Origin of the sequence: Emcibacter sp. SYSU 3D8 (assembly GCF_039655875.1) — a bacterium.
In the GTDB taxonomy this organism is placed as follows: Bacteria; Pseudomonadota; Alphaproteobacteria; order SMXS01; family SMXS01; genus RI-34.
In genome coordinates, this window is record NZ_JBBYXK010000001.1 from 366,202 (window position 1) to 392,265 (window position 26,064).

At 63.8% G+C, this 26,064-nt stretch carries 23 protein-coding genes; 10 read left to right on the forward strand and 13 right to left on the reverse strand.

From position 1 onward, the window contains the following. The first annotated feature begins 149 nt into the window (after positions 1–149). Both WJU21_RS01875 and trpE read left to right on the forward strand, forming a co-directional pair. Positions 150–2,054, forward strand: a complete 1,905-nt coding sequence (locus tag WJU21_RS01875) for a peptidyl-prolyl cis-trans isomerase (RefSeq protein ID WP_346321680.1) — start codon at positions 150–152, stop codon at positions 2,052–2,054. A 43-nt stretch (positions 2,055–2,097) separates the two neighbouring features. Continuing rightward, complete coding sequence (gene trpE, locus WJU21_RS01880) at positions 2,098–3,618, forward strand: anthranilate synthase component I (protein WP_346321681.1); 1,521 nt, start codon at positions 2,098–2,100, stop codon at positions 3,616–3,618. On the opposite strand, the gene WJU21_RS01885 is transcribed toward trpE, so the two are convergent. After that, positions 3,619–4,638 carry a divergent polysaccharide deacetylase family protein gene (locus WJU21_RS01885; protein WP_346321682.1) on the reverse strand — a complete coding sequence of 340 codons (1,020 nt, stop codon included), beginning with the start codon at positions 4,636–4,638 and terminating at the stop codon, positions 3,619–3,621. Positions 4,639–5,170: 532 nt separating this feature from the next. Here WJU21_RS01885 and WJU21_RS01890 point away from each other — a divergent pair. From WJU21_RS01890 to lexA, 6 genes are all read left to right on the forward strand, one after another. Continuing rightward, a complete protein-coding gene (locus tag WJU21_RS01890) occupies positions 5,171–5,755 on the forward strand; it encodes an aminodeoxychorismate/anthranilate synthase component II (RefSeq protein ID WP_346322436.1) in 585 nt (194 codons plus the stop codon). Further along, positions 5,755–6,771, forward strand: a complete 1,017-nt coding sequence (gene trpD / locus WJU21_RS01895; RefSeq protein WP_346321683.1) for an anthranilate phosphoribosyltransferase — start codon at positions 5,755–5,757, stop codon at positions 6,769–6,771. The genes WJU21_RS01890 and trpD overlap by 1 nt, the downstream gene beginning before the upstream one ends. Beyond that, positions 6,768–7,562: an indole-3-glycerol phosphate synthase TrpC gene (gene trpC / locus WJU21_RS01900; RefSeq protein ID WP_346321684.1), complete on the forward strand. Its 795-nt coding sequence runs from the start codon at positions 6,768–6,770 to the stop codon at positions 7,560–7,562. Before trpD ends, trpC begins: the two co-directional genes overlap by 4 nt. Beyond that, positions 7,562–8,038: a cyclic pyranopterin monophosphate synthase MoaC gene (gene moaC, locus WJU21_RS01905; RefSeq protein ID WP_346321685.1), complete on the forward strand. Its 477-nt coding sequence runs from the start codon at positions 7,562–7,564 to the stop codon at positions 8,036–8,038. The genes trpC and moaC overlap by 1 nt, the downstream gene beginning before the upstream one ends. Before the next feature lies 1 nt (position 8,039). After that, positions 8,040–9,245 carry a gephyrin-like molybdotransferase Glp gene (gene glp, locus WJU21_RS01910; RefSeq protein ID WP_346321686.1) on the forward strand — a complete coding sequence of 402 codons (1,206 nt, stop codon included), beginning with the start codon at positions 8,040–8,042 and terminating at the stop codon, positions 9,243–9,245. Between the two features lie 75 nt (positions 9,246–9,320). Further along, on the forward strand, positions 9,321–10,013 hold the full coding sequence (gene lexA, locus WJU21_RS01915) for a transcriptional repressor LexA (RefSeq protein ID WP_346321687.1): 693 nt from the start codon (positions 9,321–9,323) through the stop codon (positions 10,011–10,013). Here the strand turns inward: lexA and WJU21_RS01920 are convergent. Further along, positions 10,007–12,067, reverse strand: a complete 2,061-nt coding sequence (locus WJU21_RS01920; protein WP_346321688.1) for a ComEC/Rec2 family competence protein — start codon at positions 12,065–12,067, stop codon at positions 10,007–10,009. The genes lexA and WJU21_RS01920 overlap by 7 nt on opposite strands. A 224-nt stretch (positions 12,068–12,291) precedes the next feature. Between WJU21_RS01920 and gltX the strand changes: the two genes are divergently transcribed. Next, positions 12,292–13,713, forward strand: a complete 1,422-nt coding sequence (gltX, locus tag WJU21_RS01925) for a glutamate--tRNA ligase (protein ID WP_346321689.1) — start codon at positions 12,292–12,294, stop codon at positions 13,711–13,713. A 41-nt stretch (positions 13,714–13,754) separates the two neighbouring features. Further along, positions 13,755–15,053: a citrate synthase gene (gltA, locus tag WJU21_RS01930; protein WP_346321690.1), complete on the forward strand. Its 1,299-nt coding sequence runs from the start codon at positions 13,755–13,757 to the stop codon at positions 15,051–15,053. An 88-nt stretch (positions 15,054–15,141) separates the two neighbouring features. Here gltA and fabZ read toward each other — a convergent pair whose 3' ends face one another. The 11 genes from fabZ to rpsB all read right to left on the reverse strand — a co-directional run bounded on the left by fabZ (position 15,142) and on the right by rpsB (position 25,906). Next, entirely contained in the window at positions 15,142–15,615 is a 474-nt protein-coding gene (gene fabZ, locus WJU21_RS01935) for a 3-hydroxyacyl-ACP dehydratase FabZ (protein ID WP_346321691.1), read from the reverse strand. A 119-nt stretch (positions 15,616–15,734) separates the two neighbouring features. Then, positions 15,735–16,319 (reverse strand): OmpH family outer membrane protein, encoded by a 585-nt coding sequence (locus WJU21_RS01940; protein WP_346321692.1) that lies wholly within the window; start codon positions 16,317–16,319, stop codon positions 15,735–15,737. Beyond that, positions 16,319–18,595 (reverse strand): outer membrane protein assembly factor BamA, encoded by a 2,277-nt coding sequence (gene bamA / locus WJU21_RS01945; RefSeq protein ID WP_346321693.1) that lies wholly within the window; start codon positions 18,593–18,595, stop codon positions 16,319–16,321. Before bamA ends, WJU21_RS01940 begins: the two co-directional genes overlap by 1 nt. A 73-nt stretch (positions 18,596–18,668) precedes the next feature. Continuing rightward, a complete protein-coding gene (rseP, locus tag WJU21_RS01950) occupies positions 18,669–19,769 on the reverse strand; it encodes an RIP metalloprotease RseP (RefSeq protein WP_346321694.1) in 1,101 nt (366 codons plus the stop codon). Between the two features lie 26 nt (positions 19,770–19,795). Next, positions 19,796–20,974 carry a 1-deoxy-D-xylulose-5-phosphate reductoisomerase gene (locus WJU21_RS01955; RefSeq protein ID WP_346321695.1) on the reverse strand — a complete coding sequence of 393 codons (1,179 nt, stop codon included), beginning with the start codon at positions 20,972–20,974 and terminating at the stop codon, positions 19,796–19,798. Then, on the reverse strand, positions 20,967–21,779 hold the full coding sequence (locus WJU21_RS01960) for a phosphatidate cytidylyltransferase (RefSeq protein ID WP_346321696.1): 813 nt from the start codon (positions 21,777–21,779) through the stop codon (positions 20,967–20,969). Before WJU21_RS01960 ends, WJU21_RS01955 begins: the two co-directional genes overlap by 8 nt. A 27-nt stretch (positions 21,780–21,806) precedes the next feature. After that, positions 21,807–22,544 carry an isoprenyl transferase gene (locus tag WJU21_RS01965; RefSeq protein ID WP_346321697.1) on the reverse strand — a complete coding sequence of 246 codons (738 nt, stop codon included), beginning with the start codon at positions 22,542–22,544 and terminating at the stop codon, positions 21,807–21,809. A 3-nt stretch (positions 22,545–22,547) separates the two neighbouring features. After that, positions 22,548–23,111, reverse strand: a complete 564-nt coding sequence (frr, locus tag WJU21_RS01970; protein ID WP_346321698.1) for a ribosome recycling factor — start codon at positions 23,109–23,111, stop codon at positions 22,548–22,550. Between the two features lie 8 nt (positions 23,112–23,119). Then, positions 23,120–23,839, reverse strand: a complete 720-nt coding sequence (gene pyrH / locus WJU21_RS01975) for a UMP kinase (protein WP_346321699.1) — start codon at positions 23,837–23,839, stop codon at positions 23,120–23,122. Positions 23,840–24,021: 182 nt separating this feature from the next. Continuing rightward, entirely contained in the window at positions 24,022–24,945 is a 924-nt protein-coding gene (gene tsf, locus WJU21_RS01980) for a translation elongation factor Ts (protein ID WP_346321700.1), read from the reverse strand. 88 nt (positions 24,946–25,033) lie between these two features. Next, a complete protein-coding gene (gene rpsB / locus WJU21_RS01985; RefSeq protein ID WP_346321701.1) occupies positions 25,034–25,906 on the reverse strand; it encodes a 30S ribosomal protein S2 in 873 nt (290 codons plus the stop codon). Positions 25,907–26,064: the final 158 nt, after the last annotated feature.

The following is a 26,064-nucleotide window of genomic DNA, read 5'->3' on the forward strand; positions in this document are numbered from 1 at the left end:
CCTGATTGTGAAACGGATTTTCCGATAGCAGACCGGACACCGGCTTACCAGTCCCGGCTTGCCGGTTGCGGGGGGTGGCTGGCGTGACTATGATGCGCGCCCATTCAGCCCGAACCCCGGGCCGCTGCCCGTTGGGGAGAACGTTAACGATGCTGACAGCGCTGCGCAAAGGCGTGAATTCCTGGGTCCTTCGTGGCCTGCTGATTCTTATCATCGCCAGCTTCGTCCTCTGGGGCGTCCAATCGGCGCATCTGGCGGGTCCGTCGACCGTCGCCAGCGTCGACAGCGTGCATGTCACGCAGGGCGAATTCATGCGTGCGTTTGAGGCGGAACGGTTCGTGCGCACCAAGGATCCATCCGAGCGCTACACCACCGCCCAGGCCGTCGCCGACGGCGTGGACAAGCTGACGCTGGAGCGCCTGGTCATGGGCGCCGCGCTCGATAACGCCGCCGACGATCTTGGCGTGCGTGCGTCGGACAAGCGGGTTTACGATGCGATCCATGGCGCGGCGCAATTTCATGGCCCGAGCGGCACATTCGACCGGGCGATCTACCGGGAAGGCCTGCGCCAGCGCAACATGACCGAGGCCATGTACGAAAGCGAGATGCGGCGCCTGATGGAGCGCGCCGATCTCCTCGGCACCCTGCGCAGTGGCGTCATCGTGCCCGAGGCCGTGGTCCAGGCGCTCTATTCCTACAGCTCCGAGGTCCGCTGGGCGCATTATGTCGGCATTCCGGTCGCCGCCATGACCACCATCCCCGAGCCGAGCGATCAGGACATCAAGACCTATTACGAATCGCACAAGCAGGACTATGCGCAACCCGAGTTCCGTGCATTCCGTTTCCTGGTGCTGAACCAGGCCGACCTGGCGTCTCGCACACAGGTAAGCGAGGAACAGCTGAAGGCCGAGTACGAGCAGCGCAAGTCAAGCCTGTCCACGCCCGAGAAGCGTGACCTGAAGCAGATCACCGTGGCTTCCGAGGACGCCGCCAAGAAACTCAAGCAGCGGCTCGATGCGGGCGAAGACTTCGGCGATGTCGCCAGGTCCGCCGGCATGTCTGCCGCCGAGACCAGCCTGCCGGCGACCGAGAAGGCCGCCCTGTCCTATCTGGGTGACGATGCCGCGAACACGGCTTTCTCGTTGTCCGAAGGCGACGTCAGCGAGCCGGTCAGCAGCAAGCTGGGTTGGGTTATCTTCAAGGTCGACGCCGTCACGCCGGGCCGCGAGGTTTCGTTCGACGAAGCGCGGCCCCAGCTCATGAAGGACATTGTCGACAATCGGGTAACCGCCGCTCTCGACGAGCTGTCCGAGAAGGCGCGGACGCAGATCGCCACCGGGGCGACCATCGAGGCGCTGGCCAAGTCGCTGGACCTGCCGCTGCGCACGGTCAAGGCCATGAGCCGCGACGGTATGGACGACCAGGGCGTGACGGTGACCGGTCTTCCGCCCACCAGGGCGTTCGTCGACTCCCTCTTCGCCAAGACCGAGGGCGAGTTCATTGATCTCGAGGACGATGGCGAGAACGGCTATTTCGTCACCCAGATCGACAAGATCGTGCCGGCGCAGGTCCGGCCGCTCGATCAGATCAAGGAGCAGGTCCGCAGCGACTGGATCCGTGACGCACGCGACCAGGCGGCGCGTTCGGTTGCCGAGAAGATGGTCGAGAAGGTACGCGGCGGCACCTCGCTGTCCGATGCCGCGACCGAAACCGGCGCCATCGTGGCCTCGACACCCGTCGTCAGTCGCTCGGATGTCGGCAAGCTCGGCGGCGCCTTCTCCCGCGACCTGCTGGTCGCCATGTTCGACGCCGGCAAAGGCGGTGTCGTATTCGGCCCGTCGGCCCGCGGCGATGGCTATTTCGTCGTCCAGGTGGCCGAGGTGAAATCCGTGCCCATCGACCAGAACAGCGATGAATACCAGCAGATCAGGAGCTCACTCGGCGAGACGCTGAAGCTGGACATCTTCGCGCAGTACCAGACCTATCTGTTCGACAAGTATTCCGTCAGCCGGAACCAGCAGCTTGTCGATCAGGTCGTGTCGCAGATGCCGTGAGAGCGGTGGGCGGGCATGGCAGATCAGCACGGGTGGCGACCACATGACGGACTTCTTGCCAGAGCCCGACGCGTTTCGCGCCACCTATCAGGCCGGGCGGCCCCAGGTCGTCTGGACAACGCTGGTCGCCGATCTCGAGACGCCGGTCTCGGCGTTCCTCAAGCTGACCGCCGGCAAGAGCCACACCTTCCTGCTTGAATCGGTGGAGGGCGGCGCCAGCCGCGGCCGCTACTCGATCATCGGCCTGATGCCGGACATTATCTGGCGTTGCGTCGGCGACATGGCCGAGATCAACCGCAATGCCCTGAATGACACGGACGCGTTCACCGTGGAGACCGAAAAGCCGCTGCAGTCCATGCGGGCATTGATCGGCGAATCGCTGATCGACCTGCCCGAGGGATTGCCACCCATGGCCGCTGGCCTGGTCGGCTATATGGGATATGACATGGTGCGGCTGATGGAAACGCTGCCCGCGCCCAATCCCGACCCGCTGGGCACGCCCGACGGCATGTTCGTACGGCCGACACTGATGGCCGTGTTCGACAGCGTGAAAGACCTGGTGATCCTGGTAACGCCCGTGCGCCCGCAACCCGGCCTCACCGCCGAAGCCGCCTACAGCCGGGCGCTTGACCGGCTGTGGCTGGGCATCGACGCGCTCGACACACCGGTACCCGCCGCCCATAGCGCCGGTATTGATGCGCCCGCCCTGCCCGAGCCCGTCTCCAACACACCGCGCGAGCGCTATCTCGACATGGTCCGCAAGGCGCAGGAATACATTGCTGCCGGCGACATCTTCCAGGTGGTGCTGTCGCAGCGTTTTTCCGTGCCGTTCGACCTGCCGCCCTTCGCGCTCTACCGGGCGCTGCGGCGTACCAACCCGTCGCCCTACATGTATTACATGGACATGGGCGGCTTTGCCGTGACCGGTTCCAGCCCCGAAATCCTGGTGCGGCTGAAGGATGGCGAGGTCACCATCCGCCCGATCGCCGGCACCCGCCCGCGCGGCGCCACGGCGCAGGAGGACAGGGAACTGATGGAGGGGCTGCTGGCCGATCCCAAGGAGCTGTCCGAGCACCTGATGTTGCTGGATCTGGGCCGCAACGACGTCGGCCGGGTGGCGAAGCCCGGCACCGTCGAGGTGACCGAGCAGAATACCATCGAACTCTATTCCCACGTCATGCACATCGTCTCGAACGTGCGCGGCGAGATCGACCCGCGCCATGACGGCATCGACGCCCTGTGCGGCGGTTTCCCCGCCGGCACCGTCTCGGGCGCGCCCAAGGTGCGTGCCATGGAAATCATCGACGAACTGGAAGTGGAAAAGCGCGGCATCTATGCCGGCGGCGTCGGCTATTTCTCGGCGGGCGGCTCCATGGACACAGCCATCGTGCTGCGGACCGGGCTGGTGAAGGACGGCGTCATGTACATCCAGGCCGGGGCCGGCATCGTCGCCGACAGCGTCCCGGAAAGCGAGGACGCCGAATGCCGCGCCAAGGCCCGCGCCCTGGTGCGCGCCGCCCAGGAAGCGGTGAGATTCGCCGCCGCGCCGGGCCGGGGACAGTAGTTAGCGCGTCTCCGCCACCGCCGGCGTTGGCGCCGGCTGGTTGAGTACCGCGGTGATCGGCACCAGCGTCACATCCTGCAGGGTCGGAATCCACGCCCGCAGCGCCGCCACGGTTGCCGTGTGAGGATGGCCGATGATGATGGCGACACCGCGTTTGCGGGCCATCTCGGCAGCCTTGTCAAGTTGGGCGCGCACTGCCGCCTCGGTTGCCAGATTGTCGATGAAGATGTCCCGGTTCAGCAGCGGTACACCGAACCGGGCGGCGGCCGCCGGTCCGGCGGTGCGCGGCGTCGTCCGCGAATCGAGAAACATCAGGCCGCGCTTCGCCGCCTCGCGCATCACCACGCCCATGCCTTCCTGGTCGGCGGTAAATTTGCTGCCCATGTGGTTGTTGAATCCCACATAGCCGGTGAAACGATCCATGTTCCAGACCACACGGTCCTGCAACTCCTGCGTCGGCAAGGTCGTGAGCAGCGCCTTCGGTCCTGGGTCCTCCTTGTCGCTTTCGGGCTGCATGGGCAGATGCAGCATGACCTCGTGGCCCAGCGTGCGCGCCTTGTCCACCTGGGCCTGGATATTTTCGCCATAGGGCATGAACGCCAGCGTCACCGCGGCCGGCAGCGCCATCACATCGTCGGCGCGGGCCCGGTTCAGGCCTACGTCATCGATTACCACCGCGATCACCGCCTTGCCCCGCGGCGTGCTGCTGGCCGTCGCATATCGCTTCCACGCCGGATCGCCGTCGAACACGGGCAAGCCGTCCTGCGGAGGCACGGCATGCGGACTGCCTGACGGCAGGCCGGCAATCAGATCGCCGATCGGATCGGCGTCCTGCCTTACGGCGTCCGGCGCCGCAGCGGCAACGGGCGGCGGAGACCGGACGGCACCGGAGTCTGCGGGCTTCCGGGGCGCGCTGCCACCCATCATCACCACCAGGACAATGATCACGGAGACAACGGTAACCGCCCCCGCCAAAATCAGCGGCAGGTTGGAGCGGTTGAACGTGAAGCGGGATTTCAAGGGCGGCTCTCATCCTATGGCGGGCCGGATGGCGCGCCTCACCAATTTATATATGCGTGATAACACGCGGATACGACGGCGGAATCCGAAATCGGCGGAACTTCTGGCCCGGCCACGCTGTTAGTGCGTCGACGTGGCCGTTGCATCAACGACAAGAGGAGACCCGCCGTGAACGGGATCATTTATCTGGTGGGACTGGTCGTGGTGATCATCGCGGTCTTGTCCTTCTTCGGCCTCCGCTGAGCCAGGCTCCGCTGCACGAGGGATCAGCCCCCAACCAGCCACCGCATCGTCTCCGGTCAGCACTGCGCGCGAACCTCTGGTCTTCAGGCACCGCGGCGCCGGCCGTTTCCCCCCTGCTCCAGGACGCATGACGCGCCTCGTGAGAGGCGATCTTTTTGGTCGCCGATCCTAACGAATCTATGCATCCCCGTCCGACTGCCTTATATCGTTCTGGCAAAGCGGCATGTCCGCGCCAACCGGCTTTGCCGGCTCGCGCTTCATCCGCCGGAATACAAGGTGTTGGGTAGCGATGTTCGTCCTGATCGATAACTACGACAGCTTCACCTACAACCTGTTCCACTATCTGGCGGAACTGGGCGCGGAAGTTGTCGTCCACCGCAACGACCAGATCGGCGTCGCCGACCTGGTGGCCATGCGACCGGAGGGCATCGTCCTCTCGCCCGGCCCCTGTACGCCCAACGAGGCAGGCATTTGCCTCGACCTGATCGGCGCGGCCGCCGGCAAGATTCCGCTGCTCGGCGTGTGCCTGGGCCACCAGGCCATCGCCCAGGCCTTCGGCGGGCGGGTCATCCGCGCGCCCAGCCTGATGCACGGCAAGGTGAGTGAAATCAACAATGCCGGAAAGGGCATCTTTCGCGGCCTGCCAGCCCGCTTCAGGGCCACGCGCTATCATTCCCTGATCGCCGAGCGCGACACCCTGCCCGACTGTCTGGAGATAACCGCCTGGACCGACGACGGGCTCATCATGGGTCTGGAACACCGGCATTTCGAGATTCACGGCGTGCAGTTTCATCCCGAAAGCATCGAGTCCCAGCACGGGCATGATCTGCTGCGCAATTTCCTGGATCGCGCCCGCACCCGAGATGCCGCCTGATGGCCGGCATCAAGCCCTTCATCGCCAAGGTTGCAACCCGCGCAAGCCTTACCGAGGACGAAGCCTACACGGTCTTCTCCGCCATGATGGACGGCGATGTGACGCCGGGCCAGATGGGCGGCTTCCTGATGGCGCTTCGCGTCCGCGGCGAGACCGTCGCCGAAATCACCGGTGGTGCCCGCGTCATGCGCGAAAAGGCCGTGCGGGTGACCGCACCCGATGACGCCATCGATACCTGCGGCACCGGCGGCGACGGCAGCGGCAGCTACAACATATCGACGGCAGTGGCGCTCGTTGTCGCTGCACTTGGCGTGCCCGTCGCCAAGCACGGCAACCGGGCGTTGTCGTCCCGGTCCGGATCGGCCGAGGTGCTGCATCAACTGGGCGTCAACATCGACCGCGAGCCGGACGTGCTCGAGCGTTGCCTGAGCGGCGCAGGCATCGCTTTCCTGATGGCGCCAAAGCACCACACCGCCATGCGCCATGTGGGGCCCGTGCGCGTTGAACTGGGGACCAGAACCATCTTCAACCTGCTGGGCCCGCTCTCCAATCCGGCCGGCGCGTCGCGCCAGCTGCTTGGGGTGTTCGACAGCAGGTGGGTTCTCCCCATGGCACAGGTTTTGCGCAATTTGGGCTCGACCCGCGTGTGGGTCGTGCATGGCGAGGACGGTCTCGACGAGATCACCACAACGGCGGCGACCCGGGTCGCCGAGTTGCGCGACGGCCAGATCCGCGAGTTCTCGATCACGCCGGAAGACGCCGGCCTGGACTATGCAAGTCCCGAAGACCTTAAAGGCGGCGACCCGGCCTGCAATGCAGCAGCGCTCAGCGCCCTGCTGGACGGCGACAAGGGCGCCTACCGCGACATCGTGACGCTCAATGCAGCCGCCGCACTCCTGGTGGCCGACAAGGTGGCGGACCTGCGCGCAGGCGTTGCGATGGCCGCTGCCGCGCTGGACTCCGGCGCAGCGAAAGCTACCCTCGGCAAACTCGTGACCATATCCAACAGCCCATGACCGACGTTCTCGCCAGAATCTGTACCGACAAGCGCCAGCATGTGGCCGCCTGCAAGGCGGCCCGGCCGCTGCCGGTTGTCGAGGAGGCCGCCCGCGCCGCCTCGCCGCCCCGCGGTTTCATGCTCAGCCTGCAGGCTGCCGTGGCCGGCGGCGGCTTCGGGCTGATCGCCGAAATCAAGAAGGCTAGCCCTTCCAAGGGGCTGATCCGCGCCGACTTCGATCCGCCTGCGCTTGCCCGCGCCTATGAAGCCGGCGGCGCCACCTGCCTGTCGGTGCTGACCGATACACCCTACTTCCAGGGCGAGGATGCCTATCTGGTCGCCGCGCGCGAGGCCGTATCCCTGCCCGTTCTGCGCAAGGACTTCATGCTCGATCCCTATCAGGTGACCGAGGCCCGCGCGCTGGGCGCCGATTGCATTCTGCTGATCATGGCCGCGCTGGAGGACAGCCAGGCCATGGAACTTGCGGTCTGCGCGGCCAACTGGGGCATGGACGTACTGGTCGAGGTCCACAATGCCGAGGAACTGGAGCGCGCGCTCGATCTCGATGTGCCGCTGATCGGCATCAATAACCGCAACCTGAAGACTCTGAACGTCGACCTGCAGACTGCCCGCGACCTGGGCCCGAGGGTGCCGATCGACCGCCTCGTCGTCGGCGAGAGCGGAATCCATACCCACGACGAACTGGTCGATCTGGCCCGCTACAACATGAAGTGTTTCCTTGTCGGCGAATCCCTGATGCGCCAGTCCGATGTGGGCCGCGCCACCGCAGCCCTGCTGGGAGCCGCGTAATGGCCGGCCTGACGCATTTCGACAATGATGGCAACGCAGTCATGGTCGATGTGTCAGGCAAGTCGGTCACCGGGCGGGTCGCGGTCGCCAGGGGCCGGATTGCCATGCTGCCGGAAACACTCGCCATGATCCGTGAGGGAAGCCACAAGAAGGGCGACGTGCTGGGTGTGGCCCGGCTTGCCGGCATCATGGCCGCCAAGCGCACCGCGGATCTGATACCGCTGTGCCATCCCCTGCCCCTCGACAAGGTCACCCTGGCGCTGGTCTGCCTCGACGCCGAAAACGCCGTCGAGATCGAGGCAACGGTAAAAGTGACAGGCAGGACCGGCGTGGAAATGGAAGCCCTCACTGCCGTTTCGGTTGCCGGGCTCACCATCTACGATATGTGCAAGGCCGTCGACCGCTCCATGCGGATCGGCGAGATTCGGCTGATCAACAAGTCAGGCGGCAAGTCCGGCACGTTCGAGGGGGAATGAAATGATCTCGGTCGATGAGGCACTTGAGCGCATCGTCGGCCTTGCACCGGTGATGCCGACGGAGACCATGGCCCTGGCCGACGCTGCCGGCCGGGTACTCGCCGCAGATACCGCCGCTCGCCGCACCCAGCCGCCTTTCGATGCCTCCGCCATGGACGGATACGCCGTCCGTGCCGACGACATCGTGAATGCCCCGGTCACGCTGAAGATCGTGGGCCACGCACCGGCCGGCAATGCCTTCGACGGTATCGTCGGCGCCGGCGAGGCGGTCCGCATCTTCACCGGCGGACCGGTGCCCAAGGGCGCCAATGCCGTTGTTCTGCAAGAGGATACGACGGCCGGCGCCGGCGACGTGACGGTCAACGAACCGGGTGGACTGGGCCAGCACATCCGCAGGTCCGGGATTGATTTTCGCGAGGGCGACCGGCTGTTGCAGGAGGGCCGCGTGCTGACCCCGGCTGTCGTCGGATTGCTTGCCGCCATGGGCGTGTCGTCGCTGGAAGTGCGGTGCCGGCCACTGGTAGCCCTGATCGCGACCGGCGACGAACTGGTGCCGCCGGGCGAGCCAGTGGGCCCGAACCAGATCGTCAGCTCCAATTCCGTCGCCATCAAGGCCCTGGTCGAACGTCATGGCGGCTCGGTGCTGGACCTTGGGATCGCCCGCGACAACGAGGCTTCGCTGCGCGAAGCCGTCGAGCGCGCCCGCGGCGCCGATATTCTGGTCACGATCGGCGGCGCGTCGGTGGGCGATCATGACATCGTCAAGCAGGTGCTCGGCGACCTGGGGCTGGAGATCGACTTCTGGAAAATCGCCATGCGTCCCGGCAAGCCGTTGATCTTCGGCCTGATGGACAATGCGATGATGCTTGGTTTGCCGGGAAACCCCGTGTCCTCAATGGTTTGCAGCCTGCTGTTTCTGGTGCCGCTGATCCGCGCCATGCTGGGTATCCGGCCGGTCGAGCTACCCACCGAACAGGCGCTGCTGGGCTGCGAATTGCCGGCCAACCGTGACCGCCAGGACTACATGCGCGCGACCCTGTTCCGCGGCGATCGCCGCGCCATGCCCGTCGCCACCCCGTTCCGCGTTCAGGACAGTTCCATGATTTCACTGTTCGCCAATGCGGGCGCGCTGGTGATCCGGCCGCCGAATGCGCCGGCTGCCCATGAAGGCGAAATGGTGGAAATCCTCCCGCTCGACGGCATTTAGCTGCAATTCATATTGACCAGAATTAAGAACTAAACTAGAACATTTGAGCAGTATTTGTTCCTGTCGGGAGGCTACATGCTCACGCGAAAGCAGCACGAACTTCTTACCTTTATCCACGAGAAGCTGGAGGCTACCGGCATTTCGCCCTCGTTCGAGGAGATGAAGGAGGCGCTCGATCTGCGGTCCAAGTCGGGCATCCACCGGCTGATCACGGCGCTCGAGGAGCGCGGCTTTATCCGCCGCCTCGCCCACCGCGCCCGCGCGCTGGAAGTCATCAAGCTGCCCGATGCGAAGGCCACGAGCAAAAAGCCGCGCAGCAACATCATCGAACCCAACTTCAAGCGCCGTCCGGAAGGGCTTGCAGGCGCGGTGAGCGGGACCGATGGCGTGATCGAAATGCCGCTCTGGGGCAAGATCGCGGCCGGCACGCCCATCGAGGCGCTCCAGAACCACGACAGGACGGTAGGGTTTCCGGCCAGCATGCTCAGCAGCAAGGAGCATTATGCCCTTGAGGTCGCCGGCGATTCCATGATCGAGGCCGGCATCCTGGACGGCGACACGGTGATCATCGAACGGGCCGATACGGCTGAAAATGGCACGATCGTCGTCGCCCTCGTCGATGACATGGAGGCGACGCTGAAGAAGCTGCGCCGCAAGGGTGCCTCGATCGCGCTGGAAGCCGCGAACCCGGCTTACGAGACGCGTATTTTTGGCCCCGACCGGGTGAAAATCCAGGGCCGCATGGTCGGATTGCTCCGCCGTTACTGAGGCTTGAACGATTTTTCTGCGGTTCTCCGCGCATAGAGCGACCAGGGACGCGTTCCCTGTTCCTGCGCAACCGTCCGCACCCGGACATTATCCTCGTCGAGCCAGATCGCATGGGCGCCGCCGCGCCACAGGTCGAAGCGGTCGATGACCACCCGCGGTCCACGGCAGCGGTTGAAGGTGGGCACGGCGCTGATGACGATGTCGGCTTTCGCACAATCATCGGGGAGCGCATCCGGAACCCGCACCAGGGCGATGCGCATCCCCGGATGGCGGGCCGGCTGGTAGATGCAGCCGAGGGAGTCGCAGACAGGTTTTCCCTCAACAGATGATTCTTCGTTCTGCAATTGAGCATCGCGGCGTAACCATGTTTCTCGGGCAAAGGATTTCGGCCCCCCGCCGAGCACGATCAGGTTACCCGCTGCACCGCGCACGGCCGCTACCTTGCCTCTCTCATCGATCAGGATATCCGACGGCCTGACGGTGAACGCAAAGGCGATTCCCGCCATCATCGGCGCCAGCCCCCACCAGCGCCATGCCCGGGTCCAGAGCAGCAGCCAGAGGCCGCCGGCGACGACCAGGCCCATGGTCAGGTCGGGCAATGCAGGGATTCTCAGGTCGGCGCCCGGCAGCGCGGCGACAAGGCGGGCGATGAGAAGCGTCAGGTCGTTGCCCCAGACCACCATCTGCAGGGGCAGCGCCTCCAGCCCGAACGGCAGCGCCACGAAAAGCACCAGCACCCAGGGCATGATCCAAAGGCCCATAAGCGGCACGGCAGCCATGTTGGTCAGCAAGCCATAAGATGCGAAGTTGTTGAAATGAAACGCCGCGAAAAATCCTGTCGCGGCGCCGGCCACCAGGCTGGTGACAGCGACCGCCACCACATAGATCCAGAGCCGGTACAGCACGCTCCCCTTGCCGGCGACCAGCCATCCCGACAGCCGTGCGCGTTCATAGACCGCCACCAGCGCCACCACGGCCGCGAATGACATCTGGAAGCTGACGCTGAGCAGGCTTTCCGGCGTCAGCAGCAAGAGCAGGAGGGCGGTGATGCCGACCAGCCGCATGGTTATTGCCACCCGGTCGAGCAGGATGCCGACGAATACCACGGTGGAGGCGATGAATGCGCGCTGGGTCGGTATGGTGGCGCCGCTCATCAGCAGATAGAACACGCCGGCGATCAACGCGGCCACAGCCGCCCACCGCTTGATCGGATAGCGCAGTGCGACGCCCGGCAGGCAGGCCAGCAGGAAGCGAACCACGACGAAGACGAAACCGGTCATCATGGCGATGTTCATGCCGGAGATCGCCAGCAGGTGGGCGATTCCGGCCACCCGCAGGGTCTCCAGCGTCTCCTCGCTCATGCCCGCCCGTTCGCCGGTGACCAGCGCCACCGCCATGGCCCCGGTGTCCCCGTCTGCCTGTGCGAGCAGCCGGCGGCCGATGTCGTCGCGCCAGCGCGCCACGCGCCAGCCGCCCCAATCCGCCGCCTGCCCGGTCACCTTCACGGCGGAAACGGCGAAACCGACGGCGCCCAGGCGGTCGAACCAGGCATGCCGTGAGAAATCATAGCCACCGGGCACGCTTGGCCCTGGCGGCGGCATCAGCACAGCGCGGAGCGAGACAAGATTGCCCGGCCGCACATCGTCACCCCTGGTCCGCACGCCAACCCGGACCCGTGCGGGCGTCGATGCCGGCGTCCAGCCCTCGATCACCAGGGTCGACAGGGTAAGCCGCATCTCTTTCGGCGAGAAACGCTCCACCTTGTCGACACGTCCGGACAGAGACAGCATCCGGGTCTCGGCAGTGATCGCGGGCGCCGACACCAGCTGGCTCCGGACGGCGGCAGCGGCAAGGCCCAGCGCGATACACAATGCTGTAATGGCCAGCCACTTCGCGGCGCCGTGCAGAAGCAGAACGGCTGCACCGGCAACGGCGGCACATACGAGGACAGGCCATGCCGGCCACTCGGCTGCACTGGCGAAATAGCCCGCGATGCCGCAGCCGGTCAGGACCGGAACCCACAGCGCCCAGCGGTCGCGTTCCGCGACCAGCATCCCCCCTAACGAGTTAAGTCCCCAGCGCAAGAACAAAGCCCATCTGAATGTCTTGACTACACGATTTCCGCTACGTCGATACCGGTAACGTACCCCGGTTCCGCACCCGGAGAAGAAAGTCACGCGTGATAGTTTTTCCTTTCGAACTAACTATGCTAGAAGCTTGTTGCGCTGCGGAAGCGCCCTGCCCTACCATCCCGCTGAACAGGAGTTCCGTGTCTCCCGTGTCCCAATCTCCTGCCCCAGTTGTAACCCGCTTCGCGCCGTCTCCGACGGGTTTTTTGCATATTGGCGGCGCACGAACCGCATTGTTCAATTGGCTGTTTTCCCGCCATCATGGCGGCCAGTTCCTTCTCAGGATCGAAGACACCGACAAGGAACGCTCAACACAGGCCGCCATCGACGCCATCATCGCCGGGTTGGACTGGCTGGGCCTCGATCACCATGGCGACATCGTGTTCCAGTCGCGGCGCGCCGCGCGGCACGCTGAAGTCGCGCATGCCCTGCTTGCGGCCGGCCATGCTTACAAGTGCTACGCCTCGGTCGAAGAACTGGCCGAAATGCGCGAGCGCGCCAAGGCCGAAGGCAGGCCGATACGCTATGACGGCCGCTGGCGCGACCGGGATCCGGCCGATGCGCCCGCCGGAGTGTCCCCGGTCGTCCGGCTCCGTGCGCCGCAGGATGGCGAGACGGTGATCGACGACCTTGTCCAGGGCAGTGTCACCATCGCCAACGGCCAGCTCGATGACATGGTGCTGCTCAGGGGCGACGGCTCGCCGACCTACATGCTTTCGGTGGTGGTCGACGACCACGACATGGGGATCACCCATGTTATCCGCGGCGACGATCACCTGACCAATGCCTTCCGGCAATACCACCTCTATGCGCTGATGGGCTGGGACATACCGCGCTTTGCCCATATTCCGCTGATCCATGGCCCGGATGGCGCCAAGCTGTCCAAACGCCATGGCGCGCTGGGCGTTGAAGCCTACCGTGAGATGGGCTATCTGCCCGAGGCGCTGCGCAACTACCTGTTGCGGCTTGGCTGGGGCCACGGCGACGACGAGATCATATCCACCGAACAGGCCGTCGAGTGGTTCGACCTGGACGGCGTCGGCCGGTCGGCCTCGCGCTTCGACTTTGCCAAGCTCGAGAACCTGAATGGCCATTACCTGCGCCAGGCCGACGACCAGCGCCTGACCGACCTAGTCGTTCCCATGGTCGCCGATCGGCTCGGCCGCAAGCCGGACGCGGACGCCGCATCGCGCATCGCTATGGCCATGCCTGGATTGAAGGAGCGCGCCAAGACCCTGCTGGAACTGGCCGAGGGCGCCCTTTTCCTGGCCGAGGAAAGGCCGCTTGCAGTGGACGACAAAGCCAAAGTCCTGTTAGATAATCCCGAAGCTAGGGAGATTCTGGGGCATGCCTATAGCGGGCTGAAATCCGTCTCGGAATGGACCGCCGAATCCCTTGATCTCACCCTACGAAACATGAGCGAAGCCGAAGGCATCAAACTCGGCAAGATTGCTCAGCCGCTGCGCGCGGCGCTCGTCGGGCGGACCACGTCCCCCGGCATATTCGATGTTCTTGCCGTGCTGGGCCGCGACGAAAGCCTGGCGCGGATTGCAGACCAGATAAACACATGACGCGTCGCATCCGGCGCCGCGAGAAAGACAGGGGACAATAGATGGGTGAAAGCGAGAAGATTGCGAAGCTCGGCGCTGGCGGGATATCCGTCGACCTGCCGGTAATGGAGGGTTCCGTTGGTCCCAAGGTGATCGACATCCGCAAGCTCTATGGGGCCACGGACATGTTCACCTACGATCCTGGCTTCACCTCGACCGCGAGTTGCGAGTCGAAGATCACCTATATCGACGGCGACGAAGGCGTGCTGCTCTATCGCGGCTATCCCATCGAGGAACTGGCCCGCCACTCGGATTTCGAGGAAGTCTGCTACCTGCTGCTGTATGGCGAACTGCCGAACAAGACCGACCGCGAGAAATTCGTCCGCGGCATCACCTACCACACCATGGTGCACGAGCAGCTGCGGGAATTCTTCCGTGGTTTCCGCCGGGATGCGCACCCGATGGCAATAATGTGCGGCGTCGTCGGCGCCCTGTCGGCGTTCTATCACGACAGCACCGACATCAATGATCCGCACCAGCGCATGGTGGCGACGCACCGCCTCGTCGCCAAGATGCCGACCATCGCGGCGATGGCGTACAAATATTCGACGGGTCAGCCCTTCGTTTATCCGCGCAACGATCTGAGCTACGCCGAGAACTTCCTGCACATGATGTTTGCGGTGCCCGCCGAGCACTACAAGATCGATCCGATCATGTCCCGGGCCATGGACCGCATCTTCACCCTGCATGCGGATCATGAGCAGAACGCCTCTACTTCGACCGTGCGCCTTGCCGGTTCGTCGGGTGCCAATCCGTTCGCCTGCATCGCCGCCGGTATCGCCTGCCTGTGGGGCCCCGCCCATGGCGGCGCCAACGAGGCCGTGCTGCTGATGCTGCAGGAAATCGGCTCGAAGGATCGCGTCGCGGAATACGTCAAGAAGGCCAAGAACAAGGACGACAATTTCCGCCTGATGGGCTTCGGCCACCGGGTCTACAAGAACTACGACCCGCGCGCCAAGGTCATGCAGGAGACCTGCCACGAGGTTCTGGCCGCCTTGGGCAAGCAGGACGACCCGCTGCTGGAACTGGCCGTGGAACTGGAGCGGATCGCTCTCGAGGACGACTATTTCGTCGAGAAGAAGCTGTATCCGAACGTCGACTTCTATTCCGGCATCATCCTGCGGGCCATGGGCTTCCCGACCAGCATGTTCACCGTGCTGTTCGCCGTCGCCCGGACCGTGGGCTGGGTTGCCCAGTGGAACGAGATGATCGAGGACCCGATGCAGAAGATCGGCCGTCCCCGCCAGCTCTACACCGGCGCGGTCCGGCGTTCCTATGTCGCCATGGACAAGCGCAACTAGCCTCGGGTCCCGTGAATCGAAAAGGGCGGCACCTTCGGATGCCGCCCTTTTTTATGTCCTGGCTGTTCGAGCGCCGGTCGGGAAACGGCTAGCGTTTGCGCTTTTCCACCACGGCCGAAACCACGGCCTCCGTCACGACCTTGCCATCGACTTTTGCCTCGACGGCGAGGCGCCACAGATACGAGCGCGCCTTCTCCTTGCGTACGTGGAGATAGAGCGTATCGCCGGGCACGACCTGCTGGCGGAACTTGGCGCTGTCGATCGACGTCAGATAGACGATCGCGTCCTCTTCGTCGGTGAGAAGCACATCAAGAGCCAGCACGGCGGCCGTCTGGGCCAGTGCCTCGATGATCAGCACGCCCGGCATCACGGGTTTTTCCGGGAAATGTCCCTGAAAGAAGGGTTCGTTGGCGGTGACGTTCTTGATCCCGACGGCCTGTTCGCCGCGCTCGATGACATGGACCCGGTCGATCAGCAGCATGGGATAGCGATGGGGAATCAGCCGCCTGATCCGCTCCTGATCCAGCGTCGCCTCGACATTTTCCCCAATCAGCGCATTCATCCCGAGAGCCCCTTCCAGATGCCGTCCTTGACGGTTGTTAATAACAGATGTTCACCAAAGAGAAAGTCCCCCGCGAGATCGCTCTCGCGGGGGACCCCAAATTCCAGACGGCTGAAAGCCTACTGCTTCGGCGTGGAACCGGCGGCCGGCATGTTGAGCTTGATGCTCGGCATCTTCTGGTCCAGCTGCTGGATGACCTCGCGGGTCACGTCAGTCACCTGGCCGGTCGCCACGATCACGCTGCGGTCGAGGATCATGTTGGCGGCATACTTGCTCAGCACCGCCGTGTAGATCGGGTTGAGCGCCGACTGCAGATCGCGATCGGCATTACCGAGGGCAACCTGAACGCGGTTGGCCTTGTCCTGCAGGCTGTTGCGGCTGTCAGCAAACTGCTGGGCGGCTGCCTTGCGCTTTTCCTCGAAAGCAGCGTCGCTCAGGATCGCCTTCTGGCGGCTGAGTTCCTGCTCCGCATCAGCGGCCTGCTTTTCTAGTTTCTGCTTGTCGGTCTCGAGGTCGGCACGCAGGGTCTCCACCTGCCGTGCGAAATCCTTGCCCGCCAGCGAGGACTTCTGAACCTCGCGCAGATCGACGACGATGATCTTGGCCACAGGGGCTTCCTGGGCCGAGGCGTAGGAGGCTGTACCAACCACGAACAAGGCGGCGGCGGCCGCCAGCCAGGTACGTGCGATATTCCCGTTTTTCATTAGAATCTGGTCCCGACGTTGAATTGGAAGAACTGCGTTTGGTCGAAGCTTTCTTTGCGGATGGCTTTCGCGAAGTCGAATCGAATGGGTCCGAAAGGCGATTTCCAGGAGAAGCCGATACCGGCTGACATCCGGATACTATCGGAGCCCAACACGACCTCGCACGTGCCTTGATCGTTGCAGAGCTGACCGTTCACTACGCCGTCGACACCAAAGAGCGTGCCGAAGTCGACGAAAGCGGAGGCTGTAATACCAAACTCTTCGACCGCGCCCAAGGGAATAAACACTTCCACCGATCCGGCGAAGTAGGTGTTGCCGCCAAGGGCGTCCTGGCTGTTTCTCAGGCGGGCGCCGACGCCGGCCTGTTCGAAGCCGCGCAGGCGGGTGCCGCCAAGGAAATAGCGCTCGTTGATGCGGATATCCTGGCCCAGGCCGAAGATGTGGCCAGCCTCCAGCGACAGGTTGACGACCCAGTCATCGCCGATGAACAGCAGCGGATAGTACCAGTCGTAATTGAGGCGATTCCGCAGGTAGCGCGTGTTGCCGCCAAGGCCGGCAACGTCCTGCGAAAACACGATGTTAAAGCCGCGCGTCGGCTTGATGCGGTCATCCCGTACGTCATAGGCCAGCGTGAAGCCCACCGACGACGTGAGGAAGTTGCCCTCGTCGATGTAGAGGGACTGGACGATATCGTTGCGGTCGGTGACCGAATCGTAGCGGAACTGGTAGCGCACGCCCATGGACAGATATTCGGTAATCGGGAACACGGCGCGCAGGTTCACGCCGCTCGATCCCTGCGAGAACGAGCTTTCCTTGTAGTCGACCTTCCGATGGAACAGGTCGAAGCCTGCAGCCAGCGGCCGATCGAGGAAATACGGCTCGGTGAAGCCCAAATCGATCTGCTGCCGACGGCCCGATGCAGCCAGCGACAGGCGCAGGTCCTGGCCCTTGCCGAGCAGGTTGCGTTCGCGAATCGATACTTCGCCGATCAGGCTTTCCGAAGAGGACACGCCAGCGCCGATCGACAACTCGCCGGTCGACTGCTCCTGCACGGTCGCCGTCAGCACCACGCGGTCGGGCGATGTGCCCTGCGCCTGGTCAATCTCGACGCCCTTTTCCTCGAAGTAGCCCAGGCCCTTCACACGTGTCTTGGTGCGGCGCAGCTTGGCGGTATTGAAGGCGTCGCCCTCGACCAGCCGGAATTCACGGCGAATCACCTTGTCCAGCGTGCGCGTGTTACCGACGATGTCGATGCGCTCCACATACACCCGCGGCGCATCGAGCAGCCGGTAGGTGATGGCGATGATCTTGTTTTCCTTGTCGCGGGTGATCTTGGGCCGGACGTTGACGAAGGCATAGCCGATCTTGCCGGCGGCCTCGGTGATCGCCTCGACGGTCTTCTCGATCTCCTGGGCGTTGTAGGTCTCGCCCTCTTCCGTCAGGACCAGACGGGTCAGTTGGGAGGGATCCAGATCCTCGATTTCGGACTCCACCGCCACCTTGCCAACCTTGTAGATCGGCCCCTCTTCAAGGGTGATGGTGATGTAGAAATCCTCGCGGTCGCGGCCCAGTTCGGCCACCGCTGAAATGGTGCGGAAATCGGCGAAACCGCGCTGCAGGTAGTACTGGCGCAGCAACTCACGATCGTACAGGAGGCGATCGGGATCATAGGTGTCGTTCGAAGTCAGGAAGCGCCACCAGCGGGCTTCCTTGGTCGCCACCTCGCCACGCAGGTCACCGTCCGAATACTTCTCGTTGCCGATGACGTTGATCCGGCGGACCGTGGTTTTCTCGCCTTCACTGATCTCGTAGACCAGATTCACGCGGTTCTGGGGCAGTTCGATGATCTTGGGCTCGACGGTGGCGGCAAAGCGCCCGGAGCGGCGGTAGAGTTCGATCAGACGCTGGAGATCTGCCTGCACCTTGGCGCGGGTGAACACCGTACGCGGCTTGATCTGCAACTCCTGCCGGAGCTTGTCGTCGTCGAGCTTCTTGTTGCCGTCGAATGCGATGCGGTTGACGATGGGGTTTTCCACCACCGACACCAGCAACACGCTGCCCTGCAGGGCAATGCGTACGTCGGCAAACAGGCCGGTGCCGAACAGGCGCTTCAGTGACTGATCGACAACTTCAGCCTGATACCGGTCGCCGGGCGCGATCAGCAGATAGGACCGCACCGTATCCGGCTCGATACGCTGATTGCCCTCGACCCGGATGGCCGACACGATACCACCGGTCTGTGCGTCCGCAGGCTGCGCCAGGGTGGAAACCAGCATCAGAGCTGCGGCGAACAGCCACGACTTAAAGGAGACCTGCCGCATCTCGTTACTCGACCATCCTGTTAGGCTCTTATGATTGAATTCTGGACACCATGCCGATGAGGTCGTTCCAAGTGACGACGACCATCAACAGCAACACAAGCGCCATTCCCACGCGGAATCCATACTCTTGGACCCTCTCGCCCAGGGGACGACCGCGAACGGCTTCAAAGGCATAATAGAGAAGATGCCCGCCGTCCAGCACGGGAATCGGAAACAGGTTGATCAGCCCCAGATTGATGGAGAGAGCGGCGGTCAACATCAGCAGCCCAAGCAGGCTGGATTGCGCCACGGAACCGGAAACCTCGGCGATCTTCAGCGGCCCTCCGAGATCCTTGACCGACCGCTCGCCGCCGATCATCTCGCCAACGACATGAAGAATCATGAACACGTTGTCGCGGACCTCGACACCCGCGTACCACACGGCATCCGCCAGACCGCGCTTGATCAGCCCCGGATGCTCATTGACGATGCCGAGCCGGCCCATTTTGGAGGATTGCTCGACCACGGTCGCGGGAATCGCCTGCAGGACCAGGGTTTCGCCGCCGCGCCGGACCGTCACGTCAAGCGGCTTGTCGGCGTTGAGTATGATCTGATTGCGCAGTTGCTCGAACGATTCAATCTCGCGGGATCCGACCTGGACCACGCGGTCTCCCGCCTTGAAGCCGGCTTTCTCCGCCCGCGATCCCTCGACGACCTGGTCAATCACCGGCGGGCTGAACTGCTGCCCGACGGCCATGAACATCCCGGTGAAGATGACCAGGGCGAGCAGGAAGTTGGCCGCAGGGCCGGCGGCGACAACGGCGGCACGCTGATACAGGGGGCGGAAATGGAAGCAATCGCGGCGCTCGGCCTCGCTCATATGCCTCAGTTCATCCGACTGGTTGCTGGCGCCCGAGGCGTCACCGTAGAACTTCACGTAGCCGCCCAGGGGGATGGCGGAGATACGCCATTCGATGCCGTGCCGATCCTTGCGGCTCCACAGCGAAGGACCGAAGCCGATGGAGAATACGTCGACGCGTATGCCAAAGCGGCGCGCGACCCAGAAATGACCAAGCTCGTGAAAAAATACCAGCGCGGAGAACACCGCGATGAACGCAACAGCCGACGTGCCTACGAACGGAATATCCATCTAACTCTTTGCTGCTGCGGGGAACTTCAGGCCAGCATTGCGGTAGCGAGCGACCTGGCCTGGCTGTCGATCTGCTCTAGGTCATCCCAGCTCCGGAGCGGCATGGCACCCATCCGATCCAACACCTTCTCAACGATTGTCGGGATTTCCAGGAAGGCGACGCGCTCCTGCAAGAACCCCTCCACGGCGACCTCGTTTGCTGCGTTCAGGATAGTAGGTGCGGCCCCCCCGCTTTGCAAGGCTTCGCGCGCCAGACGGAGCGCCGGGAAGCGGCCGAGGTCCGGAGACTCGAAGTCGAGACGCCCCACTTCCCCAAGGTCGAGCCGATTGACCGGCGTCACCATCCGGTCGGGCCAGGCGAGCGCGTGCGCGATGGGCGTGCGCATGTCGGGCGAGCCAAGCTGGGCCAGCACCGAGCCATCGACATATTGAACCATGCTGTGGATGACCGACTGTGGATGCACCAGCACTTCGATCTGGTCGACACCCACCGGAAACAGGTGATAAGCCTCGATCGCCTCAAGGCCCTTGTTCATCAACGTCGCCGAATCGACCGAGATCTTGGCCCCCATGGACCAGTTCGGATGTTTCACCGCCTGAGCCGGCGTGACCCGGGACATCGCGTCGCGGGTGAAAGTCCGGAACGGGCCGCCCGATGCGGTTAGGATGATCTTCTCGACCCGTTCGGCGTGGTCGAAATCAAACACCTGGAAAATGGCGTTATGCTCGGAATCGACCGGCAGCAATGTGGCGCCGGACTTGGTCACGTCGCGGGTGAACAGTTCACCGGCACAGACCAGACATTCCTTGTTGGCCAGGGCCACGGTCGCGCCGCGGCGGACAGCGGCAAGGGTCGGCCACAAGCCCGCCGAGCCGACGATGCCGGCCATCACCCAGTCGGAGGCCAGGCTGGCCGCCTCGACAAGCCCCTGCGGGCCGGCGAGCACCGAGATATTCGTGCCGGCCAGCGCTTCCTTGAGCGCCTGATACATGGCCGGATCGGCGATCGCCACGACACGCGGATGGTACTGGCGCGCCTGCTCGGCAAGCAGCGCCACGTTCGTGTTGGCGGTCAGCGCGACGACATCGTAGGCGTCAGGATCGCGGGACACGAGGTCGAGCGTGCTGAGGCCGATGGACCCCGTCGAGCCCAGCAGGCTCAGCGTACGGGGAAGAACTGCCGGCTTGTTGAGGGGTTCAGCCATTTGTAAAGGCACCGAATTCACGCAAGAGGATAATGGAGAGCGCGACGAGCGGCGCGGTGAAAACCAGGCTGTCGACACGGTCGAGGACACCGCCATGGCCAGGAATGATGTTGCCGCTGTCCTTGACGTTGAATCGGCGCTTGATGGCGGACTCCCCGATATCGCCGACTTGTGACAGTCCGGCCAGCACAAAGCCTACCAAGAACTGCACGAAAGGATAGCCGAAAGCGGCGGCCTCGCCGCCCGCGAGGCTTGCGAATACCACCGAGAGCACCCCCGCCGTGACGCAGCCACCGGCAAGGCCCGACCATGTCTTGTTGGGGCTGAGGCGCGGCGCCAGCTTTGGTCCGCCCACCCGCGAACCGACCAGGTAGGCGCCCGTATCGGACGCCCAGATCACCAGCAGCAGCCACAACACCAGCAGGAAGCCACCCCATTCTCGCAGCCAGAGCAGCGACAGGCCGGCGACGCCGAGATAGAGCAACCCGGTGACGGGCCAGGCCAGCGGCCAGCGGCGGATCAGTGCGACCGCTGCGGCAAGCGCGGCGCCCGCCACGACGAAGGCCAGCGCCAGCCGCCCCCCGACGTCCTGCAGCGCCATGCAGGCGAGCGCCAGGCTCACGCCGTTGACGATCGTCAGGGCCGCATGCGCCGAACCCGTGATCCGGTTCCATTCGACGGTCGCGTAAACCGCGACCACCAGGATCACCGCGGTGAACCACCAGCCGCCCGCCCAGGCCGCGCCAAGAGCGACGGGCGCCATAACCAGCGCCGATCCGGTGCGAACGAGTAAGCGGCTGGCCAATCAGGTAAATCCTCGCACGGGCCGCGCTCAGGGGCCCGACGTCGCGCCGAAGCGCCTGTCTCTCGCGTTGAAGGTGTCGATGGCCTTCATCAGCGATTGCTTGTCGAAATCCGGCCAATAGACATCCATAAACAGCAATTCGGCATAGGCCGACTGCCAAAGCATGAAATTGCTGAGCCGCTGCTCGCCGCTGGTCCGGATCAACAGATCGGGATCGGGCATGCTTTCGGTGTAGAGGAAGCGCGAGAACATGCCCTCGTCAATCTCGTCGAGGTCGAGGTCGCCCCGCTTGTGAGCCGCGGCAATCAGCCGCGCGGCATTCACGATCTCGGCCTGCGCGCCATAGCTGATGGCGATGGTCAATGTCAGGCCCGCATTCAGCTTGGTGCGGGATTCGCCCTCCTGAATCAGCGCGCAAATATCGTCCGAGAGCTTGCTTCGGTCGCCGATGATCTTGAGCCTGACGTCATTCTTCGCCAGTTCGGCGATCTCACGGCGCAGATATAGACGCAGGAGCCCCATGAGGTCGTCGACTTCGGACGCCGGCCGTTTCCAGTTCTCCGAGGAAAACGCGAACAGCGTCAGGTAGGACACGCCCAGTTCGCGGCAGCTTTCTACCGAACGCCGCACCGCCTCGGCACCCTGACGGTGCCCGGCGATGCGTGGCAAGCCACGGGCCTTCGCCCAACGTCCATTGCCATCCATGATGATGGCGATATGCGTCGGGATGACGTTGGGAAGCTGTTGCGGCAAGACGTCCAGCATGGGCTAAACCTGCATGATCTCCTTTTCCTTGCTCGCGAGCATCTCGTCGATCTTTCCGACCATCTTGTCGGTCATCTCCTGGATCTCGTCCGCATAGAGCTTGTGATCATCCTGACTGATCTCGCTGGCCTTTTCGAGGCGCTTGAGCAGATCCATGCCGTCTCGGCGCACATTGCGTACCGCCACCTTGGCCTGTTCCGCGTAGCGGCCGGCAACCTTCGACAGCTCGGTGCGGCGCTCCTCGTTCAATTCCGGGATCGGTATCCGGATCAATGTCCCGTCCGGGGACGGATTCAGCCCCAGGCCCGAATTGCGGATCGCCTTGTCGACCGAGGACACATTCGCCTTGTCCCAGACCTGCACGGTGATCATGCGCGATTCCGGCACGCTGACCGTGCCGACCTGATTGATCGGCATGGTTGAGCCGTAGACATCCACAACGATGGGATCCAGCAGCGAGGCGGAGGCACGCCCGGTGCGCAATCCGCCAAATTCACTAGACAGCACATCAAGCGCACCCTTCATGCGGCGCTCGATGCTGTTCAGATCGATATCTTCCTCAGCCATGACGACCCCTATTTGCCAATCGTGGTGAACGTGCCCTGCCCCGAAAGCACCCGGGCCAGGCCACCCGGATCCTGGATCGAGAACACCAGGATGGGGATTTCATTCTCGCGGGCCAGAGATACTGCCGACGCATCCATCACTTTAAGATCGTTCGATAACACCTCGAGATAATTAAGGTGTGTGTGATAGATCGCATCCGGATCCTTTTTCGGATCGGCGGAATAGACGCCGTCGACCTGCGTGCCTTTCAGCAATGCATCACAGCGCATCTCCGCGGCGCGCAAGGCAGCCGCCGTATCCGTGGTAAAGAACGGATTGCCGGTGCCGGCGGCGAAGATCACCACCCTGCCCTTTTCCATGTGCCGGATGGCGCGCCGGCGGATATAGGGTTCGCAGACGCTCGACATCGGAATCGCCGATTGCACCCGCGTCGCCATGCCCTTGTTTTCCATGATGTTCTGCATGGCCAGCGCATTCATGACGGTTGCCAGCATGCCGATCTGGTCGGCGCTGGCCCGGTCCATGCCCTGGGCGGCGCCAGAAAGGCCGCGGAAAATGTTGCCGCCGCCGACCACCAGACACACCTGGATACCCGAGGCGACCACCGCCATGACGTCATCAGCGATCCGGTCCACCGTGGCAAGGTCGATGCCGTAGGCGCCATCGCCCATCAGGGCCTCGCCCGAAACCTTCAACAGGACACGGCGATATGGACCTGGCGTACCCACAGTTTTCCCCTTCTTGCGTCAAGGCGCACGCTCGCGCCGACCAGCGGCGCGCACCTTACAACAACTCCGCCGGGCAACTGTAGCCCGTATTGCGGGTTTGTGTCGAAATAGGCGTGCAGCGGGGTCCGGCTCCGGGCGATGTTGCCCGGAGCGAACCTTGCCCGATACCAGCGAGTGTTGGCTCAGCCGGCCATGCTGGCGACTTCGGCGGCGAAGTCGCCTTCGTCCTTTTCGATACCCTCGCCCAGCACGAAGCGGACGAAACCGGTCACCTTCACGTCGGTGCCCAGTTCCTTGGCGAGGTTGGCGACGACCTTGTCGATCTTGCTCTCGCCATCGATCACCCAGGTCTGGGACAGCAGCACGACTTCCTCGAAGAACTTGCGCATGCGGCCATCGACCATCTTCTCGATGATCTCCTCGGCGCGGCCGGACTCGCGCGCCTGCTGCACGAGAACCTGACGCTCGCGGGCAACAAGATCCGCATCCAGATCGTCCGTCGAAATCGACTGCGGCGCAGCTGCGGCGATGTGCATGGCCAACTGACGGCCGAAGGCCTCCAGCTTGGCCGTGTCGCCGGCGGATTCGAGCGCCACGATGACGCCGATCTTGCCCAGGCCCGGCGCGGCGGGATTGTGGACATAGGACGCGACAACGCCCTGGTTGACCTTCAGCGCGGCCATGCGGCGGATCGCCATGTTCTCGCCGATGGTGGCGATCAGGTGGGTCAATTGCTCAGCGACCGTGCGGCTCTCGTTCGGAAAGCCGCTGGCGATCACCGTGTCCTGGTTGCCTTCATTGGCCAGCGCCAGATCGGCGACGGTCTTGACGAACGCCTGGAACGTATCGTTGCGGGCAACGAAATCCGTTTCCGAGTTCACTTCGGCCATAGCGCCGGAATTGCCGCCGACGCTGACGCCGATAAGACCTTCGGCTGCGACACGGCCGGACTTCTTCGCGGCGGCGGCCAGTCCCTTCTGGCGCAACCAGTCGACGGATGCCTCGACGTCACCCGAATTCTCGGTCAGCGCCTTCTTGCAATCCATCATGCCGGCGCCGGTTTTCTCGCGAAGCTCCTTGACGAGGGCAGCGGTAATTTCAGCCATGGTTCTTCCTTCCTGCGAACGGGTCCTGGTGACAAAGGGGGGCCGTTTTTAGCGGCCCCCGTTGGTATTCAATGAACGCGGGCGGCGCTCAGCCGTTAGCGGGTGCGGCTTCGGTCTTGGCGTCGCCCGTTGACTCGGGGGTCGGCTCTGCTTCGGCGGCGGCCTCAGGCTGTGCCGCCGCTTCCGGTTCGGCCTGGAGCTCGGCGGCTTCCGGCAGGTCTTCGACAGCCGGCGCTTCGGATTCGCCGATGTCGACGCCGCCGGCGACCAGCTCGCGCTGGATACCTTCAAGCACCGACGCCGCAACCATGTCGCAATACAGGTTGATGGCGCGGCTGGCGTCATCATTGCCCGGAATCGGATAATCGATGCCGTCGGGATCGCAATTGGTGTCGACCACGGCCGCCACCGGAATGCCCAGCTTGTTGGCTTCCTGGATGGCGATCGATTCCTTGTTGGTGTCGATCACAAACAGCAGATCGGGCAGACCGCCCATGTCCTTGATGCCGCCGAGCGAGCGCTCGAGCTTTTCGTGCTCGCGGCTGAGGCTCAGGCGCTCTTTCTTGGTGAGGCCGCCGCTCTCGCCGCCATTCATCTCTTCTTCCAGCGTCTTGAGACGGCGGATCGACTGGGAAATGGTGTTCCAGTTGGTCAGCATGCCGCCGAGCCAGCGATGGTTGACGTAGTGCTGGCCGCACTTGTGGGCGGCCGTGGCCACCACGTCGGCCGCCTGGCGCTTGGTGCCCACGAACAGCACGCGGCCACCGCCGGCGGTGATGTCGCGGATCGCCACCAGGGCGCGGTTCATCAGCGGAACCGTCTCCGACAGGTCGATGATGTGGATCTTGTTGCGGGCGCCGAAAATATACGGGCCCATCTTGGGGTTCCAGCGATGCGTCTGGTGACCGAAATGAACGCCCGCTTCGAGGAGCTGGCGCATAGATACGTGAGGCAGAGCCATCTGCAAATCCTTCCTTTACCGGTTCAACCGCCACAGGGATAAGAGTCGGCGGGTGCCGACACCGGACCGATCAAGCAACACACTTGACCGTGCCCCTGCGTGTGTGATGGCCGGTGATTTAGCCCGTCACCGGCCGGGATGCAAGGAGTTTAGCAGTC

Coding starts and splice junctions, on each gene's coding strand:
- WJU21_RS01875 (WP_346321680.1), top strand. CDS start 150: ATGCTGACAGCGCTGCGCAAAGGCGTGAATTCCTGGGTCCTTCGTGGC.
- trpE (WP_346321681.1), top strand. CDS start 2,098: ATGACGGACTTCTTGCCAGAGCCCGACGCGTTTCGCGCCACCTATCAG.
- WJU21_RS01890 (WP_346322436.1), top strand. CDS start 5,171: ATGTTCGTCCTGATCGATAACTACGACAGCTTCACCTACAACCTGTTC.
- trpD (WP_346321683.1), top strand. CDS start 5,755: ATGGCCGGCATCAAGCCCTTCATCGCCAAGGTTGCAACCCGCGCAAGC.
- trpC (WP_346321684.1), top strand. CDS start 6,768: ATGACCGACGTTCTCGCCAGAATCTGTACCGACAAGCGCCAGCATGTG.
- moaC (WP_346321685.1), top strand. CDS start 7,562: ATGGCCGGCCTGACGCATTTCGACAATGATGGCAACGCAGTCATGGTC.
- glp (WP_346321686.1), top strand. CDS start 8,040: ATGATCTCGGTCGATGAGGCACTTGAGCGCATCGTCGGCCTTGCACCG.
- lexA (WP_346321687.1), top strand. CDS start 9,321: ATGCTCACGCGAAAGCAGCACGAACTTCTTACCTTTATCCACGAGAAG.
- WJU21_RS01920 (WP_346321688.1), bottom strand. CDS start 12,067: ATGCTGGTCGCGGAACGCGACCGCTGGGCGCTGTGGGTTCCGGTCCTG.
- gltA (WP_346321690.1), top strand. CDS start 13,755: ATGGGTGAAAGCGAGAAGATTGCGAAGCTCGGCGCTGGCGGGATATCC.
- fabZ (WP_346321691.1), bottom strand. CDS start 15,615: ATGAATGCGCTGATTGGGGAAAATGTCGAGGCGACGCTGGATCAGGAG.
- WJU21_RS01940 (WP_346321692.1), bottom strand. CDS start 16,319: ATGAAAAACGGGAATATCGCACGTACCTGGCTGGCGGCCGCCGCCGCC.
- bamA (WP_346321693.1), bottom strand. CDS start 18,595: ATGCTGGTTTCCACCCTGGCGCAGCCTGCGGACGCACAGACCGGTGGT.
- rseP (WP_346321694.1), bottom strand. CDS start 19,769: ATGGATATTCCGTTCGTAGGCACGTCGGCTGTTGCGTTCATCGCGGTG.
- WJU21_RS01955 (WP_346321695.1), bottom strand. CDS start 20,974: ATGGCTGAACCCCTCAACAAGCCGGCAGTTCTTCCCCGTACGCTGAGC.
- WJU21_RS01965 (WP_346321697.1), bottom strand. CDS start 22,544: ATGCTGGACGTCTTGCCGCAACAGCTTCCCAACGTCATCCCGACGCAT.
- frr (WP_346321698.1), bottom strand. CDS start 23,111: ATGGCTGAGGAAGATATCGATCTGAACAGCATCGAGCGCCGCATGAAG.
- tsf (WP_346321700.1), bottom strand. CDS start 24,945: ATGGCTGAAATTACCGCTGCCCTCGTCAAGGAGCTTCGCGAGAAAACC.
- rpsB (WP_346321701.1), bottom strand. CDS start 25,906: ATGGCTCTGCCTCACGTATCTATGCGCCAGCTCCTCGAAGCGGGCGTT.